We start from the raw sequence: 16,853 nt of genomic DNA, 5'->3' as shown, positions 1-16,853 counted from the left end.
CGCCGAATCGGTAAGGAGGGGCCAATGGCCGAGTGGGAAGCAGTCGCGAGGGAACTCGTCGACGCGCGCTACGGCGTTCTCGTGGGCTACGCGCGGCTAGTGGCCGGCGCCGCCGCGGACGCAGAGGACCTGGTCCAGGAGGCCCTCATCTCCACCTTTGGCCGCCGCCGCACCTTTGCCTCCATCCCCGAGGCGGAGTCCTACGTTCGGCGCGCCATCGTCTCCCGCTTCCTCGATACGGCCCGACGCTCCTCCCGCACCAAGCGCTCGTCGTTGCCCGAGATCGGAATACCTGGGCATGCCGACGCGGTGGACCTTTCGCTCGATCTCACCGCCGCGCTCGCGCACCTCACGCCCCGGGAGCGCGCGTGTGTTGTGCTGAGGCACCTTGACGGGCTCTCGACCACCCAAACCGCTCACGCGCTCGGCATCGCTGAGGGCAGCGTGAAGCGCTATGTCGCTGACGGGCTCGCCACGTTGAATGCGCGGCTCGGAACCAATGAAGCACTCGAGGACGACGTGCGCGTGCAATCCCACAAGGGAGGTGCCAAGTGAACTCGCTTGACCGGTTGTTTGGAGAGGCTCTCGATCGCGCGGCGATGCCGACCACGCAGGAACGCCGCGGCGCGGTGGCCGAGGTCACGGTGCACGGTGCCCGCCGTCGCCGCCGCGTTCGTGCCGCGGCACAGGTGGGAGGCGCGCTAGCACTCGCGGCCGTGCTGGTACTCGCGGCAGGGCTGTTCCTCAACCGTGCCGACGCACCCCCTGCAAACGCAACGCCAACGCCTCCCCAGCCAACGCCGTCGGCCATTGCGTCAGCGCCCCCGGACGTGGCCACCGAACTGGACCCACGCTTGGCCCCCGCACGCGCGATGACAGGTGAAGACTGGAACAACCTCTCGCTGACGTGGGACGCGGAGATGGCTTCGTTCATCGGCGGCGGCAAGGATGTGTACGGTTCTGTACTGGCGATCTACCTAACCCCGCCTGGCGGCTCGCGCATCCTCGCGTACTCCAACTCCACGAGCTTCACCGAGGCCCCCAGCCTGCTCGGTTTCGACGCTGAGACGCGGTCGGCGATAGTTGGCGGGCTGTCGCCAACGGGAGGGGTCAGCGCGTTGAACCTGCTCACCGGAGACATCACTGACATGCCGCTCGGCCTTGAGGAGCCCGTGAGCGGCTCCGCGGCGCTCGGCAAGCTCTCCAACGGGGACAGCCTGTTCGCCGTCGGGACCGTGGGCTCGAACAACAGCTACGAGGTGCACGTCTTCCGTACCTTCAACAACACGGCGATCCCGGTGACGTCCGGCGAGTTCGACGTGAGTCCCGTGTGGGGAGACCGTCTCGTGGTGACCACCGATGACGCCTTCACGTTCCTCGACGCCGACGCTGAGCCTCCCGCCGAGATTCCCGCCCCCGAAGACTGCGCGTTCTTCGCGTGGCACACCGACGGCACCTTTGTGGCGATGTGCGGGTTCTCGACCGGCGAGATCACCCAGTACCAGCAGGTAGACCCGGAGGCGGGAACGTCCACGGTGCTGTGGGAGCGTGCGGAGGACGGGAGTGAGGACCCGCTTCCCGCGTCGCTCGACGAACCGCGCGCAGTCGACCAGGTGCGCGCGTGGGTTGGCTTGGGGATTGGCATTGCTCCGGCGCTCCCCATCGAGCCCCCTCAGGTCTACGAGAACGGGGTTCAGGTCGCGGATCTTGCCGATGGCTTCTCGGAGCAGCCAAAGTCCTACGGCATCATCTTCGGCTTTCAACATCCGCCTGGCCAGTGACCCTCTGCGTGGCGTTGCCCACACTTGGGCCGTCCGTGGACGGGACAAAGCGGACGCGCGACTAGCCTTGCCGCATGACCGCCATTGCCGCCGCAGAAGTCATCGTCACCTCCCCCGGCCGTAACTTCGTCACTCTCAAAGTAACAACGGCCGACGGCGTGGTTGGCTTGGGTGACGCAACGCTCAATGGGCGGGAACTCGCCGTTGCGGTGTACCTGGCAGATCACGTGATTCCGCTGCTCATTGGGCGGGATGCGATGAACACTGAAGACACCTGGCAGTACCTCTATAGGGGTGCCTACTGGCGTCGCGGACCGGTCACGATGGCCGCGATCGCCGCCGTCGACATGGCCCTGTGGGACATCAAGGCGCGCTACGCCGAACTTCCGCTGTACCAACTGCTCGGCGGCCAGTCACGCAAGGGCGCCCTCGCCTACGGTCACGCCTCCGGAGCCGACACCGAGCAGCTCTTCGATTCCATCCGCGAGCACCTCGACCTTGGGTACAAGGCCATCCGCGTGCAGACCGGCATTCCCGGCCTCGATTCCGTCTACGGGGTGGCCGCCTCCAAAGCCGGGGACGGGGAGAGGTACGACTATGAGCCCGCAAGGAGGTCAGCGTCGGGCCGTGCCTTGCCGGTAGAGGAGGCGTGGGACACGCGCGCCTACCTGCGCCACGTGCCCACCGTCTTTGAGGCGGTGCGCAACGAGTTTGGCGCCGAGCTGCCCTTGCTCCACGACGGCCACCACCGCATGACGCCGCGAGAGGCCGCCCATCTGGGCAAGTCGCTTGAGCCCTACGACCTGTTCTGGCTCGAGGACTGCACGCCTGGCGAGGACCAAGACGCGCTGCGCTACGTGCGCTCGCAGACCACGACGCCCCTGGCAATTGGCGAGGTCTTCAACACCGTCTACGACTTCCAGACCCTCATCACCGAGCGTCTCATCGACTACGTGCGCGCGGCGGTGACCCACGCGGGCGGCATTACACACCTCAAGAAGATTGCTGACTTCGCGTCCATTTACGGCATCAAGACGGGCTTCCACGGGCCCACCGACGTTTCCCCAGTTGGCCAGGCCGCGCACCTGCACCTCGACCTCGCGCTGCACAACTTTGGGATCCAGGAGTACATGCGCCACTCCGACGAGACGCTCGAGGTGTTCCGCACCTCGCTCACGTTTGAGGATGGGCTGCTGCACCCGGGCGAGCAGATCGGCCTAGGAGTGACGATCGATGCCGACGAGGCCCGCAAGCACTCGTACGAGCCTGCCTACCTCCCCGTGAACCGCCTCTTGGACGGCACCGCTCACGATTGGTGATCAGGCGAGCGGCGGCACCGGGGGGTGCTCCACCAGGGTGTCCGACGCTGGGTCGCTAGGGCGCTCCCCCTCGCCATCGTTGCCCGTACCGCGCTTGAGCAGCGGGATGGTCGCGAGCGCGAGCACAAAGACGAGCACCGCGGCAGCCGCGGCCACCACGAGCCCGTAGCGCGCGCCCTCATTCTGGATGAGCCACCCTGCCGCCCAAGCGCCAAAGGCCACGCCAATGCCGATGCCGATGCGCACCCATGCCATGCCCTCGGTGATCTGGTCGCTCTTGACCACGCGCTGCACTACGGAGTCGATGTTCGTCATCGTGGGCGCGATCGTGGCGCCTGCGAAGAAGCCAATCACGGAGAAGATCAGCAGGTTGGGCGCGAATCCGAGCGCCACGAAACCCACCGCGAGCACGCCGGCAAAGACCACGGTTCGCTTCCACAGCGCCATGGACCAGTGGCGCGAGCCGTAGTAGAGGCCGCCAAGCAGCGACCCAACGGACAGCACCGCGAGGATCACGCCAGACAGTGACTTGAGCCCGTGCTCGTCCGCGAACGCCACGGCCGAGATGTCGAACGCGCCAAACATCAGGCCAAGTGCCGTAGCGATCACCGCCACCGCGATGACGGCCACCGGGAGCCGGAAGCCAAGGCTCGATCCGCCCGTCTCAGAGCGCTTTGGCGGCTGCGTGGAGGTCTGGCGAAGCAGGAACGTCATGCCCACGATCGCCGAGATGGTGCACACCACAAGGCCCAGCGGCGGCCACACCACCGTTGCGAGAATCGTCGCCAGCGCGGGGCCACCGATGAACAGCACCTCGTCAAGCGCGCCCTCAAGCGCGAACGCGGTGTGAATCTCGTCTTGCTTGAGGATGTGCGACCACCGCGCGCGCGTGAGCGATCCCACCGGCCCGCTGACGGACGAGACGGCCACGCCAACCCACAGCAGCCACTCTGGCCCTCGCGTCATGGCGGTCCACACCACGATGACGGCGCCAATCACGAACATCACGGTGAGCGGGATCATCGCGACCCGCTGCCCCACGCGGTCGACGAGCCTCGCGGTGGGCACGGTCTGCGCGGCCCACACGAGCGTGCCGATCGCGGCCACGCGGCCGGCCATCGAGTAGCTGTCGTACTGGATCTGCACCATCAAAATGACGGAGATGTTGAACATCGACATCGGCAGGCGCGCCAGCAGCCCCGACCAGGCAAAGGAGAACGCCCCAGGCTTGCGGAGAATCACGCGGTACGTGTCGAGCATCCGAGCATTTTCCCATGGCCCGCTGACCGGCGCTTACCAAGCGGTCGGAACGCCCGACGCTACAGGGGCTTCTCGTCGTCCGTCGCCTCGGTAGTGGGCTGGGTTGGCGGTGCCTCCTCAGGGATGATGAGCACCCCTGGACCGCTCGCGCCTTGGCCGGCCCCAGCGTCGGGCTGTGGCAGAGTGTTGTGGCGATGGCGCCGCACGTCCTGAACCACAAGTGCAGTGGCGCCGCCAATGATGACGAGCGCCGCAAGGCCAATCCCGCCCCACATGAGCCACGGCTTCCAGTTCATCTCCTCGGCCGCGCCGGCGACAATCGTGATGTCCTCGCCCGTGGCGAGGTCCGCGAGGTTGAGGGTGACGCTCTTGCCGTCAATCTCGCCCGCGGTTGCGGACGTCACGAGCCCGGGGAACGAGAACATGAGGCGGATGTCCACGGAACTACCGAGCAACTCGAGCTGGCCGGCGTTGACCCCCTGCTCGCTGAGCAGATCGCCGAGCGCGCCGGAGGGAATCGACACCACGTAGGTGTCCTCTGTGTGGACGAGCGTGGCTTTCGCCGTGAACGGCAGCTGCGCCGTGAATTGCGCAAAGGTGCCCTCAAACGCCTCGAGCGGCAGGTCCGTTGCGGTGATCTGAACCCCAGAGAGGTCGCCGTCCGCGAAGTCCTCCACCTCGATCTGGCCCGGGTACTCGGCGGCGATCGCCAGGTACTGCTCCGACGACTTGATGGAGCCCATCAGGTCACCAAGATCGAAATTGGCCATGGTGCCCAGCTGTTGCCGAGCCCGCTCGGTGGTGGCGATGATCGCCGTCTGGCTGAACGTGTCATCCGCGTGCACCTGCGTGTCCGACGTAATGCGCACACACCCAGCCAACGCCACGACCGCGACCACGCCGAGCGCCGCAAGGCGCGCTGCGCGCACAAGAGGAGTCATGTGACTACCTTGGCACACGCTCGATTAGCGTGCGGCGGGGTCCTCCGGAGCGGACTCGCCCTCAGCAGGGGCCTCCACAACGGGCTCCGGCTCGACAACTGGTGCCGCAGAGGCAGGGTCATACGCCACGGCGGGAACGGCGGCAGCAGGCTCGAGTTCGGGGTCGGGCTGCTTCTTGCCGCGGCTGCGAACCACGATCATCACCACCACGGCAGCGATGATGAGCACGCCGAGCGCGATCACCAGCAGGCCCCACGGGAAGTTGCCGCCAGCGGTGGCCTTGCCCTCAGCGTGCATGGTGGCGGGCGGGTCCAGCAGGTCCCACGTCACGGTGTTGCCCTCGACGGTGCCGTTGGAGTCCGTCACCTCGCCGGGGAACGTCACGGAGAAGGTGAACGACGCGCCGAGCGTGCCGGGGTCCATGCCCTCGGTGTCGCCCGTGGCGTCCTCGGTGTCCCACGTGCCGTCAACGATGAACAGGTCGCCCTCGCGAGTGATCGAGATGTCAGAGCCGTCCTCGTCGCTCTGGAACTTGTCGAGCGGCTGGTTCTCGAACGTCACCTTCTTGCCGATGAAGCCCGCCTCGCCGTCGGTGCCCTCCTCGACGTAGTCCTCGACCTTCGCGCCATCGAAGTCATCGCCGAGGTCCCCGGTCATTTCCGCGAGGATGTCCTCATCGGACATGCCAAGCGTGTCGCCAAGGCCCTTCTGGATCGCCATGACCATGGAGCCGTCAATCGTGTTGTCGCTGTTGAGCGTCAGATCGACCTTCCCCTTGAAGCACCCGGCAAGGGTGAGGACAACGAGCAGTGACAGTGCGGCTACCTTCGCGGCGTTCTTCATGCGCCATACCTTGCCACAGCAGGGCCCACGCGGCTAGGACCTATGGGGGACGTCACACGCGGCGAACGGCCGCCGGCCTGCCCGACGCTGTGGTGCGTTGGGCGCTTTGCCCACCGGGCCGTCGGGCCTGCTTGGGTTCGCGGGGCCAGAAGGTGACGCCCAATGCCGCCAATACCAGCGCGGTTACGAGAATTGCTGGCCACGGAGACTGGTTGGAAACGGCGCTTGCGCGGGCCTCGAGTTCCGGGGGGCCGCCCACGAGGTTCCACGTCACCGTGTTGCCATCGATGGTGCCATTGGAGCTGGTGACCGCGCCGGGGAAGGCGATGGTGATGGTCATGTCCGGCGTGCCGGCCGCATCCTGAGCCTGCTCCGCTTCCGTGGACGAGGCCTTGCCGCTCACCACGAACTCGTCACCGTCTCGCGTAATGCCAAAGCGATCGGACGTGGGGGCGAACGTGGCGAGGGGCTCGTCTCGGAACTCCACCTCGATGCCGCTGAAGCCGTCCTTTGAGTACGGGTGCGTCCAGCTGCGCGTGAACGAGGTTTGCAGGCCCGAGTCGTCGTAGAGGCCTTGGGCGATCTCCTTGTCGCTGCCGCCCATCGCGGCGCCGGAGCCCTTCTCGATCGCGACCACGTAGGAGCCGTCCACGGTGTCGTTCTCGGAAACCGTGAGGTCCGCGGTGAAACGCATGCAACCGGACAGTGCGAGCGCGGCAAGGAGCGCAAGCCCCAACCCTGTTGCGCGACGCCTCACGCCCTCAGGGTTCCACGCGCCCCCCTGCAAGTTCTCCAACAGGGCGTCGGCGTGTCGTCCGGCGTGTCGGGGCGAAATGCACTCCTCAACCAGCGTGTTGCGCGTGTCGTTGTTGGAGAGCTTGCGGGGGGTAGCAGCACGGAGAGGCGCACCGGGGGTTAGGCGCCTAGGGCCTCGCTCACCACGTCCTTGGCCTCGGCCTGCACCTCGGCGAGGTGGGCTGGGGACACGAAGGACTCCGCGTAGATCTTGTAGACGTCCTCGGTGCCGGAGGGACGTGCGGCGAACCATGCGTCCTCGGTGACCACCTTGAGGCCGCCGATCGCTGCCCCATTGCCGGGTGCCGCGGTGAGCTTCGCGGTGATCGCGCCGCCCGCGAGGGTGGTCGCGGGGACTTGCTCGGGGGAGAGCTTGCCGAGCGCCGCCTTCTCGTCCTTCGTTGCCGCGGCGTCCACGCGCGCGTACCAGGACTCACCGAGCCGCTCCACCAGCGAGGCGTGCAGTTGGGACGGCGTGCGGCCGGTCTTCGCAATGATCTCCGAGCCGAGCAGGCACATGATGGGCCCGTCCTTGTCGGTGGTCCACACGGTCCCGTCCTTGCGCAGGAACGACGCTCCCGCGGACTCCTCGCCGCCAAAGCCAACCTCGCCACTCAACAGGCCCGGAACGAACCACTTGAAGCCCACCGGCACCTCGATGACTCGGCGACCAAGCTCCCCGCCAACTCGGTCAATCAGCGAACTGGATACGAGCGTCTTGCCGATTGCAGCGTCGGACCGCCATCCCGGCCGCCCACCGGAGTACAGGTACGAGATCGCCGCCGCCAAGTAGTGGTTGGGGTTCATGAGGCCGCCGTCTGGGGTGACGATGCCGTGGCGGTCGCTGTCCGCGTCGTTGCCGTGAGCGATGTCGTATGGGGCGCTGCCGCCCGCCATGAGTTCGCGGAGCGAAGCCATCGCGTACGGGGACGAGCAGTCCATGCGGATCTTGCCGTCCCAGTCAAGGGTCATGAAGGACCACGCGGGGTCCACCTTGGGGTTGACCACGGTGAGGTTGAGGCGGAACTCCTCGCCGATCGCGCCCCAGTAGTCGACGGCCGCGCCGCCAAGCGGGTCCGCGCCGATGCGCACCCCAGCGGTGCGAATCGCCTCCAGGTCCACAACGGACGGCAGTTCCTGCAGGTAAAGGTCCAGGTAATCGAAGGTCTTGACGTTCTCACGCGTGAGCGCGCGGGCATAAGGGATGCGCGGCACCTGGCGCCATCCGCCCGCGAGCAACTCGTTCGCCCGTGCGGCGATCCACCCGGTCGCATCTGTGTCCGCTGGGCCGCCGTGCGGCGGGTTGTATTTGAAGCCGCCGTCGCGCGGAGGGTTGTGAGAGGGCGTGATGACGATGCCGTCGGCGAGCCCGGACCCAGACGTCCGCAGCGCGCCGGGTGCACCGTTGGCCACCAGAATCGCCAAACTAACCGCGGGCGTTGGCGTGAAGCCATCGCGCGCGTCGATGCGCACCTCAACCTCCGCGGCGGCGAGCACCTCCACCGCGGTCTCTTGCGCCGGGCCAGACAGCGCGTGCGTGTCCTTGCCCACGAACACGGGCCCGTCCGTTCCCTGCGAGCGCCGGTACTCGACGATCGCCGCCGTAATCGAGACGATGTGTGCCTCGTTGAACGCGGAGTCAAACGAACTGCCGCGGTGACCGGAGGTTCCGAAAGCCACACGCTGGGAGGCGACCGCAGCGTCGGGCACTACGTCGTAGTAGGCGCCCAAGAGGGCGTCGATGTCGGTGAGGTCTTCCGGAAGGGCACGGGTGCCTGCGCGATCATGCATACGCCCACTGTTCCACGCCCCGCCTAGGACTGTCACCACCCCTGGTAACGGTTTGGTGTGACATTGCTAAAACCCTCTCCCTGCCCGACGCTGTGGCTGGCTAGGCTTGGAGGGTGGCTCGCAAGGCTGAGGACAAGCAGGCGGCCGCCAATGACGGCGGCTCGTCCGCTGCCGCCTTGATCGTGGCCCATAACCAGGCGCGCTACATCGCGGCTACGGTGCGCGCAGCCACTGCTATCCCTGGTATCGACCTGGTCTTGGTGGTGGACGATGCCTCCACCGACAACACTCAAGAGCTGGCGCGAAAGGCCGGCGCGGTGGTGGTTCGCAACTCTCACGCGCGCGGCCGCACGGCCTCGCTTGAACTTGGTGCCGCCGTCATTGGGATGCGGGACGAGCCGGGCGCGGTGCCCAGAGCTCTGTTGTTCCTCGACGGCGCGCTTGGCTCGTTCGCGATCGGCGCGGCGCCGCTGGTTCCTGCCGTCACCGAAGGCGTGTGCGATATGGCGATCGCGCTCACCGACATGACCCCCGTGTCAACCGGTCCCACCGCAAAGGCGGCGCGCAAGGCCATCGAGCTCGCGAGCAACTGGAAGCCGCAGCAGCCGTTGTCGCGCATCCGTTGCGTCAGCCGCGACGCGCTCGAGGCCGCCATGCCCTTGGCCCGCGGGTGCGGGCTTGAGGTGGCGCTGACCCTCGATGCGCTCACTGCAGGTTTTCTGGTCACGGAGGTCGAGTGCGACATCCGGCACAAGAGCCACGCGCACGAGCGCCGTTCGCTCGGCAAGCGCACCAGCCAGTACCGTGACGTCATGCTTGCCGTCTCCGCTCGCCGCGTGAAGGGTGCCGCGTCCTCCACGCGGAGCGCCGTTGGCGACCAGATGCAGAAGGTCACGCATCGCCGTAGCAAGGGGCCCGACGCTGTGGTTGAGGAGTCCTCGGAGGTCGCCGAGTGAGCGGCCTGCCTCGCTACGCCTACCTCGGCCCGGAAGGCACCTTCACTGAGATGGCACTGCGCCTCATGGTGTCGCCTGCGGAGGCCGAGTTCGTTCCGGTCGTGGACGTGCCGACGGCATTGGGCGCCGTTCGCTCGGGAGACGCGGATTATGCGGTGGTTGCGATTGAGAACACGGTCGAGGGTGGTGTCACCGCCACGCTCGACACGCTCGCTGAAGGATCGCCCCTGGTAATCCTCGGTGAGGTGGTGCTGCCCGTCGAGTTCGAGTTGGTGGCCCGCGAAGGGCTGGAGATTGCGGACATCCACAACGTGGGCGCCCACCCTCACGCCTGGAACCAGGTGCGACGCTGGGCGAATCAGAACTTGCCCGGTGTGCTCTTCGTGCCCGGCACGTCCAACGCCGCCGCGGCCGAGGCGGTCGCGGCGTGGAAGGACCTTGGGGGCATCCCGGTGGACGCCGCTTTGGCCCCGCCTGGGCTCGCTGCGCGACTTGGCCTGAACGTGCTCGCTGACCACATCGCGGACATCGAGCACGCGGCCACGCGGTTTGTGCGCGTTGGCCGCCCTGAGGCCTTGCCCGCGCCAACAGGCCACGACAAGACCACCCTGTCCGTGCACCTGCCAACGGACCGCGCGGGCGCGCTGCTCGAGATGCTCGAGCAGTTCTCCGTCCGTGGCGTCAACTTGTCGCGGATCGAGTCGAGGCCGCGCTCCGACCGGCCCGGCGAGTACTCATTTTCGATCGACGCGGCGGGGCACATCGCGGAGCGGCGCGTTGCCGAGGCTCTGATTGGGCTCAAGCGCACGTGCCCGCTCGTGGTGTTCTTGGGGTCCTACCCCGCGGCGGATCCGACGCCCACGCCGGTGGCGCCAGGGACAGCGGATGCGGCGTTTGTGGACGCCGAGCAGTGGGTTGCGCGGCTCGTCAGCGGCGGTGCCTGAGCGACTGAGCCGTCAGTGACTGACCTCAGTCTGGCTCTCATGCCACGCCTTGCTACCCTCTAGCAACTCGTTGGCCATGTCGTCGAGGAACCTCGCCACGGCCTCCCGCTCCGCTGACGTAAGGCGCGCTGCAGCATAGAAGCGGCGCGCCTGCTGGCGGCCAACACTTCCCGTGGCGGCACGCCGGGTCTCTTGCGTCACCGTCACCGTCAGGGCGCGCCGGTCACTCGGGTGGGGGTGGCGCACCACGTGGCCGCCGCGCTCCAGGCGATCGAGCAGCTTGGTCGTTGACGCCGCCGAGATGCCGATCTGCATGGCCAGCGCGCCGGGGGTCACGATGACGCCGCGGTTCTCGGACACCATCAAGAAGTGCAACGCACGCATGTCAGTCTCGCCGAGCTTCATGAAGCGCTGAGACTCGTCGGAGAGCTTGCGTTCCACCTCGCGCAGCCGCCCAAGCGCGCCCATGATCGCGTTGATTTCTGCCATCGTCACCTCGTCCACGCCGCTTACGTCGATGAGTTCTGACCGCTCGTTGTTGGAGGCGACGTGATAGAGCGATCCCCGCTCTTCGTTCGCCGCTCCCGTGGTCACAGGTGAACATTACACCGATGACTTGTTATGCTAAGCAAAATATTGCCGTGGCTAACTAAGATGTCCATGTGTGAAGGGTGGTGAGCATGACGGAGGATCGCCTTGTCGTCCTGCTTGATGACGCTGGCCGCCCCATGGGCACGATGCCGAGGGACGCCGTCCACGGAACCGATACCCCTCTCCACCTCGCCTTCTCGTGCTATCTGCTTGGTCCAGACGGACGCGTACTCATCACTCGCCGCGCGCTCACCAAGCTCACCTGGCCCGGCGTGTGGACCAACAGTTTTTGTGGCCACCCCCAACCCGAAGAGCCGATGGAGGCCGCGGTCCGCCGGCACGCCGTGGATGAGCTCGGTGTCACCCTCGACACCCTCACTTCCGTGCTCCCCACCTTCCGCTACCGCGCCACCGACGCGAGCGGCGTCGTGGAGAACGAGGTCTGCCCCGTGTTTGTGGCGACGACGTCCGACGCTGTGGTCGCCAATCCGCTCGAGGTCGCCGAATGGGCGTGGGTTGGGATGAGCGAACTCGCCGAAGTCGCGCGCGCAACGCCCCAACTGCTCAGCCCGTGGTCCGTTCTCCAGCTCCAGCGGCTCAGCGAAGCGATGGCGGTCCACACATGAGCATCGCCGTCCACCGCCCCTCAACCGACGTGCGCCTTGACCAGGTGCACTACGCGATCCGTGCGTACTTTGCGGAGCGCACCCACTCCGCGTCTCGCTACGGCCCCGAGTTCACCGAGTTGTGGCGCATCGCCACGGCCACTGTCCTCGGCGGCAAGCTCGTGCGCCCACGACTGGTGATGGCCGTGCACTCCGCGCTCACCGACGACGACGGCCCGGCGCCGTCGCCCGTCGTGAACGCCGCCGCCGCGGTAGAGCTACTCCACTACTCGTTCCTTCTCCACGACGACGTCATCGACGGCGACCTCATGCGCCGCGGCCAGCTCAACCTCATCGGGGAAGTCGCAGCCGGGCTCGCAACCACCGCTGACCGCACGGCCGCGCTCCACTGGGCCACAACGTCGGGCATCCTCATGGGCGACCTCATGCTGAGCGGCGTCTATCAGCTCATCGCCGAGCTCGACGCGCCCGCGTCCGTGCGCTCGCGGCTCACGCGCGTACTCGGCGAGGCTATCGACGAGACAGTCGCCGGCGAGCACGCGGACGTTGGCCTCGCGCATGGCGCGATCGCCCCAGACCTCGGCACCATCCTCGCGATGGAAGCCAACAAGACGGCGACGTACACGTTCTGCCTGCCGCTCGCCTTTGGCGCCATCCTGGCCGACGCTGACGCCGCTACCGTGCGTGCGCTCACCAGGGCGGGGCGTCACCTTGGGCTGTCGTTTCAGCTTCAGGACGACCTGCTGTCGGTGTTTGGGGAACCCTCTCGCCACGGCAAGGATGAGGTCTCCGACCTCCGTGAAGGGAAGATGACCGCGCTCATCGCGCACGCCCGCGACACGCGCCAATGGCGAGACATCCACCCCTATTTGGGCCGGCGGGACCTCACGCGCATGGAGGTGCGTCGCGTGCGCACGCTCCTTGAGGAGTGCGGTGCGAAGGCGGAGATCGAGCGTCACATCGACGAGGCGATGGAGGGGTTCGCCGTGGCCGTTGGGGACGCCGCCGTGCCGGAGCGCGCGCGTGAGGATCTCAGCGCGCTCGCCGCGAGCCTGCGGGGAAGATCGGCGTGACCACGGACCACGTCAAGGGCACCGGGCACGCGCTCGACGCGTTCACGCGCACGGCGCAGGGGGCCGCGAACACGGTCATCGACTCGTACTCGACGTCCTTTGGCATGGCCACGCGGCTGCTCGGTGCGCGGCATCGCCAGCACGTGCGCAACATCTACGCCTTGGTGCGCGTGGCCGACGAGATCGTCGATGGGGTGGCAGCGCAGGCCGGGCTGTCGGTCGCTGAGCAGCGCGAGGTGCTTGCGCGCTTCCGGGCCGACACCGACGAGGCTGTGGCGCGCGGGTACTCCGCCGATGTGGTGATTCACGCGTTCGCGTGCACCGCTCGCGCGAGCGGCATTGGGCCCGATCTCACGGACCCGTTCTTCGACTCGATGGCCATGGACCTCGAGCCGGGCGACGCGCCGCATGACGCGTATGTGTGGGGGTCCGCCGAGGTGGTGGGCCTCATGTGCCTGCGGGTGTTCTTGCGCGACGAAAGCCCTTCGGTGGAGCAGCTGAGAGTGATGGAGCACGGCGCGCGGCAACTTGGCGCCGCGTTCCAAGACATCAACTTCTTGCGGGACCTCGCCGACGACCTGGACCTGGGGCGGCACTACCTCGGCGAGCGGCTCACCGACGCGGACAAGGACGCTTGGGTGGCGCGCATCCGGGGGCAGCTCGCGGACGCCTCGCTTGCGATCCCGCTGCTGCCTCGCGACGCTCGCGCGGCCGTACGGACGGCGCAGGCGCTCTTCGCTCGCCTCACGGACCGAGTGGCCGCAACGCCCGCGAGCGAGCTCTACGCGCGTCGCGTGCGCGTCGCGGATCCCGTCAAGGCCTACTTAGGGGTGCGGGCGCTGGCCGCGACCGCGCTGGAGCGGCGATGACCCGGACCATCGTGATCGGCGCCGGCGTTGGCGGTCTCGCGACCGCGGCGTTGCTCGCGCGCGAGGGCCACGAGGTCACCGTCTTCGAGCGCCTCGACCGCGTCGGCGGCCGAGCGGGCTCGATGAGCGCGGACGGTTTTCGCTTCGACACGGGCCCCTCGTGGTACCTCATGCCGCGCGTCTTCGAACACTTCTTCAACCTCCTCGACACCACTGCCCATGAGCAGCTCGACCTGCGCCTTGTGGACCCCGGCTACGCCGTCTTTTCCCAGCCCGACGCTGGGGCGAGTGAGGGCGAAAAGGTCACCGTGCCGTCGGGCAGGGAGGGCGTTCGCCGACTGTTTGAGGGAAGGGAAGCAGGGGCTGGGGCGCGCATAGACGCCTACCTGGATTCCGCTAACCGCGCGGCCGATCTCGCCGAGCGCGAGTTCCTGTACAACCCGTTCACGCGGCCGTCATCCATGGTGAGCGGGGGCGTGCTGCGGGCCGCGCCGCGCCTTGCGCGATTGCTTGGGACCTCCCTCGACAGCATGATTAGCAGGAGCTTCGCGGATCCGCTGCTGCGACAGATCCTCGGCTTCCCCGCGGTGTTCCTGGGCACGAGCCCCATGGACGCGCCCGCGATGTACCACCTCATGAGCGCCTACGACCTCGACGACGGGGTGCGCTACCCGATGGGTGGGTTCTGGGAGATCGTTCAACGGCTGCGCGCGCTTGCGGAGCGCGAGGGCGCGCGCATCGTCACCGGTGCGGACGTCACGGCGATCACCACAGATGGCACGGGCAAGGCGAGGCGGGCCACGGGAGTTGTGGTGAATGGGGAGACCGTGCCCGCTGACGTCGTCGTGTCCGCCGCGGACCTGCACCACACGGAGACCGCCCTGCTCGAGCCAGCCGCGCGCAGCTACCCAGAGGAGTGGTGGGAGAAGAAGGTGAGCGGCCCGGGAGCGGTGCTCGTGATGCTCGGAGTGCGCGGCGAGCTGCCGCAACTGCCGCACCACTCGATGTTCTTCGCGCAGGACTGGGAGGCCAACTTCGACGCGATCTTCGGCGACGCCCCCCGCGTTCCCAGCCCCGCCTCAACGTATGTGTGCCGCCCAAGCGCCACGGATCCGGCCGTGGCCCCGCCCGGCCACGAGGCGCTGTTCGTGCTCGTGCCCGTTCCCGCGGACGCGCGGATGAGCGCGGAGGCCGTCCTCGCGACCGCGGACGCGGCCATCGACCAGGTGGCCTCGTGGGCAGGCGTTCCGCACCTGCGCGAGCGCATCGTCACGCGCCATGCCGTTGGCCCCCAGGACTTCGCCCAGCAGTATCACTCCTGGCACGGCGGCATGCTGGGGCCCGCGCATGTGCTCAAGCAGAGCGCGATGTTCCGCCCCGGCAACGCGTCCAAGAAGGTGCGAGGGCTCTTCTACGCGGGCGCCACGACCTCGCCGGGGATCGGCGTGCCGATGTGCCTCATCAGCGCGGAACTGGTTCTCAAGCGCATCCGCGGCGACCACTCGGCGGGGCCGCTCCCGGTCCGCGCACCAGTACGGGCCACCGCGTGATCGGGTTCGCCTACCTCGCTGCGCTCCTCGCCAGCAGCGCGTGCATGCTGCTTCTCGACTGGCGCTTCCGGCTGTTCTATTGGCGGGACTGGCGCGCGGCGGCGATCGTCACCGCGATCGGGGTAGGAGCGCTGCTGCTGGTGGACGTCGCGGGCATCGCATTCGGCATTTTCCGCAAGGGTGACGGCGACGCGGCCACGGGCGTGATGCTCGCTCCACACTTCCCGCTCGAGGAGCCGTTCTTTCTGATCTTCATGGTGCTGTGCACGATGGTTCTCTACACGGGTTCGTTGCGGGTCATCGAGTCGCGGAGGCGCGCATGACCTATCCGCAGCTGATCGGGGTGCTCGCGGTGGTGACGCTGGTTGTCGCGGCAGTGGCCCTCGCCGCCTTGCCACAGGCCCGACGCTCCGCTCACCTTCTCGCGATTGTCACCACGTGCGTGGCGCTGGCTGGGCTCACCGCAGTGTTCGATTCGCTCATGATTGCGGCGGGACTGTTCACGTTTGCGGCCGACAAGATCAGTGGAGTCACGGTGTGGCGCGCGCCGATCGAAGACCTCGCGTACGCGGTGTTGTGTGGGCTGGCACTGCCTTCGGTGTGGGTGCTGGTGAGGAGGCGTCGCGATGCCGACTGAGACAGTGAGGGGGCGGGAGTTCTTGCGCGGGGCGATCGCCGCCTCGCGCCCCGTGAGCTGGATCAACACCGCGTACCCCTTCGCGGCGGCGTACGTGCTCACCACCCGCGAGGTGGATTGGGTGTTCGTGGTGGGGACGCTGTTCTTCCTCGTTCCGTACAACCTTGCGATGTACGGAATCAACGACGTTTTCGACTACGAGTCCGACCTCCGCAATCCGCGCAAGGGCAGCATCGAGGGCGCACTGCTTCCCCCTGCGATGCATCGGCCGCTGCTGTGGTTCGTCGCGGTGGTCAACGCGCCTTTCGTGGTGGCGTTGCTCCTCGCGGGCGACACGGTCTCTGCCATTGCGCTCGCGGTGAGCGTGTTCGCGGTGATCGCGTATTCGGCGCCCGGGTTGAGATTCAAGGAGCGGCCGTTCCTCGACTCTGCGACGTCCGCCACGCACTTCGTGAGCCCGGCCGTCGTTGGCTTCACGCTCGCGGACGCGGACTTCACTCGCACCATCTGGCTCATCCTCGCTGCCTTCTTCTTGTGGGCCATGGCGGCCCACGCGTTTGGAGCGGTGCAGGACGTGGGGCCGGATCGCGAGGCGGGAATCGGTTCCATCGCCACCGTGATCGGCGCGCGCGCAACCGTGCGGCTCGCCATCGCCATGTGGGCCGCGTCCGGGCTGATCATGCTCGCGGTCCCGTGGCCGGGACCGCTCGCGGCCATCGTGGTGATCCCCTACATCGTGAACTGTGTGCCGTGGTGGAACGTGACCGATGAGGCCGCGGCCGCGACGAATGTGTCGTGGAGGCGCTTCATCGCGCTCAACTACGGGGCGGGCTTCATCGTGACGCTGCTGCTCATTGGCGCGTGGGGAGCGTACTAG

18 protein-coding genes are annotated in these 16,853 nt (G+C 67.6%); 12 read left to right on the top strand and 6 right to left on the bottom strand.

What is annotated here, in order from left to right; genetic code table 11:
* Nucleotides 1-24 precede the first annotated feature (24 nt).
* The 3 genes from QM618_RS07925 to manD all read left to right on the top strand — a co-directional run bounded on the left by QM618_RS07925 (nt 25) and on the right by manD (nt 3,100).
* Entirely contained in the window at nt 25-555 is a 531-nt protein-coding gene (locus QM618_RS07925; RefSeq protein WP_428096603.1) for a sigma-70 family RNA polymerase sigma factor, read from the top strand.
* A complete protein-coding gene (locus QM618_RS07920) occupies nt 552-1,781 on the top strand; it encodes a hypothetical protein (protein WP_428096599.1) in 1,230 nt (409 codons plus the stop codon). The genes QM618_RS07925 and QM618_RS07920 overlap by 4 nt, the downstream gene beginning before the upstream one ends.
* Nucleotides 1,782-1,855: 74 nt before the next feature.
* A complete protein-coding gene (manD, locus tag QM618_RS07915) occupies nt 1,856-3,100 on the top strand; it encodes a D-mannonate dehydratase ManD (protein ID WP_428096596.1) in 1,245 nt (414 codons plus the stop codon).
* Here the strand turns inward: manD and QM618_RS07910 are convergent, their stop codons facing one another.
* The 5 genes from QM618_RS07910 to pgm all read right to left on the bottom strand — a co-directional run bounded on the left by QM618_RS07910 (nt 3,101) and on the right by pgm (nt 8,730).
* Nucleotides 3,101-4,360 (bottom strand): MFS transporter, encoded by a 1,260-nt coding sequence (locus QM618_RS07910; protein WP_428096593.1) that lies wholly within the window; start codon nt 4,358-4,360, stop codon nt 3,101-3,103.
* Between the two features lie 59 nt (nt 4,361-4,419).
* On the bottom strand, nt 4,420-5,301 hold the full coding sequence (locus tag QM618_RS07905) for an LppM family (lipo)protein (RefSeq protein ID WP_428096590.1): 882 nt from the start codon (nt 5,299-5,301) through the stop codon (nt 4,420-4,422).
* Nucleotides 5,302-5,325: 24 nt separating this feature from the next.
* Nucleotides 5,326-6,144: an LppM family (lipo)protein gene (locus tag QM618_RS07900; RefSeq protein WP_428096586.1), complete on the bottom strand. Its 819-nt coding sequence runs from the start codon at nt 6,142-6,144 to the stop codon at nt 5,326-5,328.
* A gap of 52 nt (nt 6,145-6,196) precedes the next feature.
* The gene (locus QM618_RS07895) at nt 6,197-6,901 is read right to left on the bottom strand and encodes an LppM family (lipo)protein (RefSeq protein WP_428096582.1); all 705 of its coding nucleotides are present in this window, start codon (nt 6,899-6,901) and stop codon (nt 6,197-6,199) included.
* Between the two features lie 158 nt (nt 6,902-7,059).
* Nucleotides 7,060-8,730: a phosphoglucomutase (alpha-D-glucose-1,6-bisphosphate-dependent) gene (gene pgm / locus QM618_RS07890; protein ID WP_428096577.1), complete on the bottom strand. Its 1,671-nt coding sequence runs from the start codon at nt 8,728-8,730 to the stop codon at nt 7,060-7,062.
* Nucleotides 8,731-8,843: 113 nt separating this feature from the next.
* Here pgm and QM618_RS07885 point away from each other — a divergent pair, with 113 nt between their 5' ends.
* Both QM618_RS07885 and pheA read left to right on the top strand, forming a co-directional pair.
* Nucleotides 8,844-9,686 (top strand): glycosyltransferase family 2 protein, encoded by an 843-nt coding sequence (locus QM618_RS07885; protein WP_428096574.1) that lies wholly within the window; start codon nt 8,844-8,846, stop codon nt 9,684-9,686.
* Nucleotides 9,683-10,630 (top strand): prephenate dehydratase, encoded by a 948-nt coding sequence (gene pheA / locus QM618_RS07880; protein WP_428096571.1) that lies wholly within the window; start codon nt 9,683-9,685, stop codon nt 10,628-10,630. Before QM618_RS07885 ends, pheA begins: the two co-directional genes overlap by 4 nt.
* 12 nt (nt 10,631-10,642) lie before the next feature.
* Here pheA and QM618_RS07875 read toward each other — a convergent pair whose 3' ends face one another.
* Complete coding sequence (locus tag QM618_RS07875) at nt 10,643-11,224, bottom strand: MarR family winged helix-turn-helix transcriptional regulator (protein WP_428096567.1); 582 nt, start codon at nt 11,222-11,224, stop codon at nt 10,643-10,645.
* Between the two features lie 86 nt (nt 11,225-11,310).
* Here QM618_RS07875 and idi point away from each other — a divergent pair, with 86 nt between their 5' ends.
* Genes idi through QM618_RS07840 form a run of 7 tightly spaced genes read left to right on the top strand, consistent with a single transcriptional unit; the run spans nt 11,311 to nt 16,853 of the window.
* On the top strand, nt 11,311-11,847 hold the full coding sequence (gene idi / locus QM618_RS07870) for an isopentenyl-diphosphate Delta-isomerase (RefSeq protein WP_428096564.1): 537 nt from the start codon (nt 11,311-11,313) through the stop codon (nt 11,845-11,847).
* On the top strand, nt 11,844-12,920 hold the full coding sequence (locus tag QM618_RS07865; protein WP_428096561.1) for a polyprenyl synthetase family protein: 1,077 nt from the start codon (nt 11,844-11,846) through the stop codon (nt 12,918-12,920). The genes idi and QM618_RS07865 overlap by 4 nt, the downstream gene beginning before the upstream one ends.
* On the top strand, nt 12,917-13,789 hold the full coding sequence (locus QM618_RS07860) for a phytoene/squalene synthase family protein (RefSeq protein WP_428096557.1): 873 nt from the start codon (nt 12,917-12,919) through the stop codon (nt 13,787-13,789). The genes QM618_RS07865 and QM618_RS07860 overlap by 4 nt, the downstream gene beginning before the upstream one ends.
* Nucleotides 13,786-15,339: a phytoene desaturase family protein gene (crtI, locus tag QM618_RS07855; protein WP_428096554.1), complete on the top strand. Its 1,554-nt coding sequence runs from the start codon at nt 13,786-13,788 to the stop codon at nt 15,337-15,339. The genes QM618_RS07860 and crtI overlap by 4 nt, the downstream gene beginning before the upstream one ends.
* Complete coding sequence (locus tag QM618_RS07850; RefSeq protein WP_428096551.1) at nt 15,336-15,662, top strand: lycopene cyclase domain-containing protein; 327 nt, start codon at nt 15,336-15,338, stop codon at nt 15,660-15,662. The genes crtI and QM618_RS07850 overlap by 4 nt, the downstream gene beginning before the upstream one ends.
* The gene (locus tag QM618_RS07845) at nt 15,659-15,976 is read left to right on the top strand and encodes a lycopene cyclase domain-containing protein (protein WP_428096548.1); all 318 of its coding nucleotides are present in this window, start codon (nt 15,659-15,661) and stop codon (nt 15,974-15,976) included. The genes QM618_RS07850 and QM618_RS07845 overlap by 4 nt, the downstream gene beginning before the upstream one ends.
* The gene (locus QM618_RS07840) at nt 15,966-16,853 is read left to right on the top strand and encodes a prenyltransferase (protein WP_428096545.1); all 888 of its coding nucleotides are present in this window, start codon (nt 15,966-15,968) and stop codon (nt 16,851-16,853) included. Before QM618_RS07845 ends, QM618_RS07840 begins: the two co-directional genes overlap by 11 nt.

This window comes from Demequina sp., from assembly GCF_049841215.1.
GTDB lineage: Bacteria > Actinomycetota > Actinomycetes > Actinomycetales > Demequinaceae > Demequina.
The sequence above is the reverse complement of the archived record's forward strand: the minus strand, read 5'-3'. Positions and strand labels throughout refer to the sequence as shown.

What these genes read in the sequence shown, in the direction of transcription:
- QM618_RS07910 (WP_428096593.1), bottom strand. Translation starts at nt 4,360, where the DNA reads ATGCTCGACACGTACCGCGTGATTCTCCGCAAGCCTGGGGCGTTCTCC.
- QM618_RS07845 (WP_428096548.1), top strand. Translation starts at nt 15,659, where the DNA reads ATGACCTATCCGCAGCTGATCGGGGTGCTCGCGGTGGTGACGCTGGTT.
- QM618_RS07865 (WP_428096561.1), top strand. Translation starts at nt 11,844, where the DNA reads ATGAGCATCGCCGTCCACCGCCCCTCAACCGACGTGCGCCTTGACCAG.
- crtI (WP_428096554.1), top strand. Translation starts at nt 13,786, where the DNA reads ATGACCCGGACCATCGTGATCGGCGCCGGCGTTGGCGGTCTCGCGACC.
- manD (WP_428096596.1), top strand. Translation starts at nt 1,856, where the DNA reads ATGACCGCCATTGCCGCCGCAGAAGTCATCGTCACCTCCCCCGGCCGT.
- QM618_RS07905 (WP_428096590.1), bottom strand. Translation starts at nt 5,301, where the DNA reads ATGACTCCTCTTGTGCGCGCAGCGCGCCTTGCGGCGCTCGGCGTGGTC.
- QM618_RS07840 (WP_428096545.1), top strand. Translation starts at nt 15,966, where the DNA reads ATGCCGACTGAGACAGTGAGGGGGCGGGAGTTCTTGCGCGGGGCGATC.
- pgm (WP_428096577.1), bottom strand. Translation starts at nt 8,730, where the DNA reads ATGCATGATCGCGCAGGCACCCGTGCCCTTCCGGAAGACCTCACCGAC.
- QM618_RS07900 (WP_428096586.1), bottom strand. Translation starts at nt 6,144, where the DNA reads ATGAAGAACGCCGCGAAGGTAGCCGCACTGTCACTGCTCGTTGTCCTC.
- idi (WP_428096564.1), top strand. Translation starts at nt 11,311, where the DNA reads ATGACGGAGGATCGCCTTGTCGTCCTGCTTGATGACGCTGGCCGCCCC.
- QM618_RS07925 (WP_428096603.1), top strand. Translation starts at nt 25, where the DNA reads ATGGCCGAGTGGGAAGCAGTCGCGAGGGAACTCGTCGACGCGCGCTAC.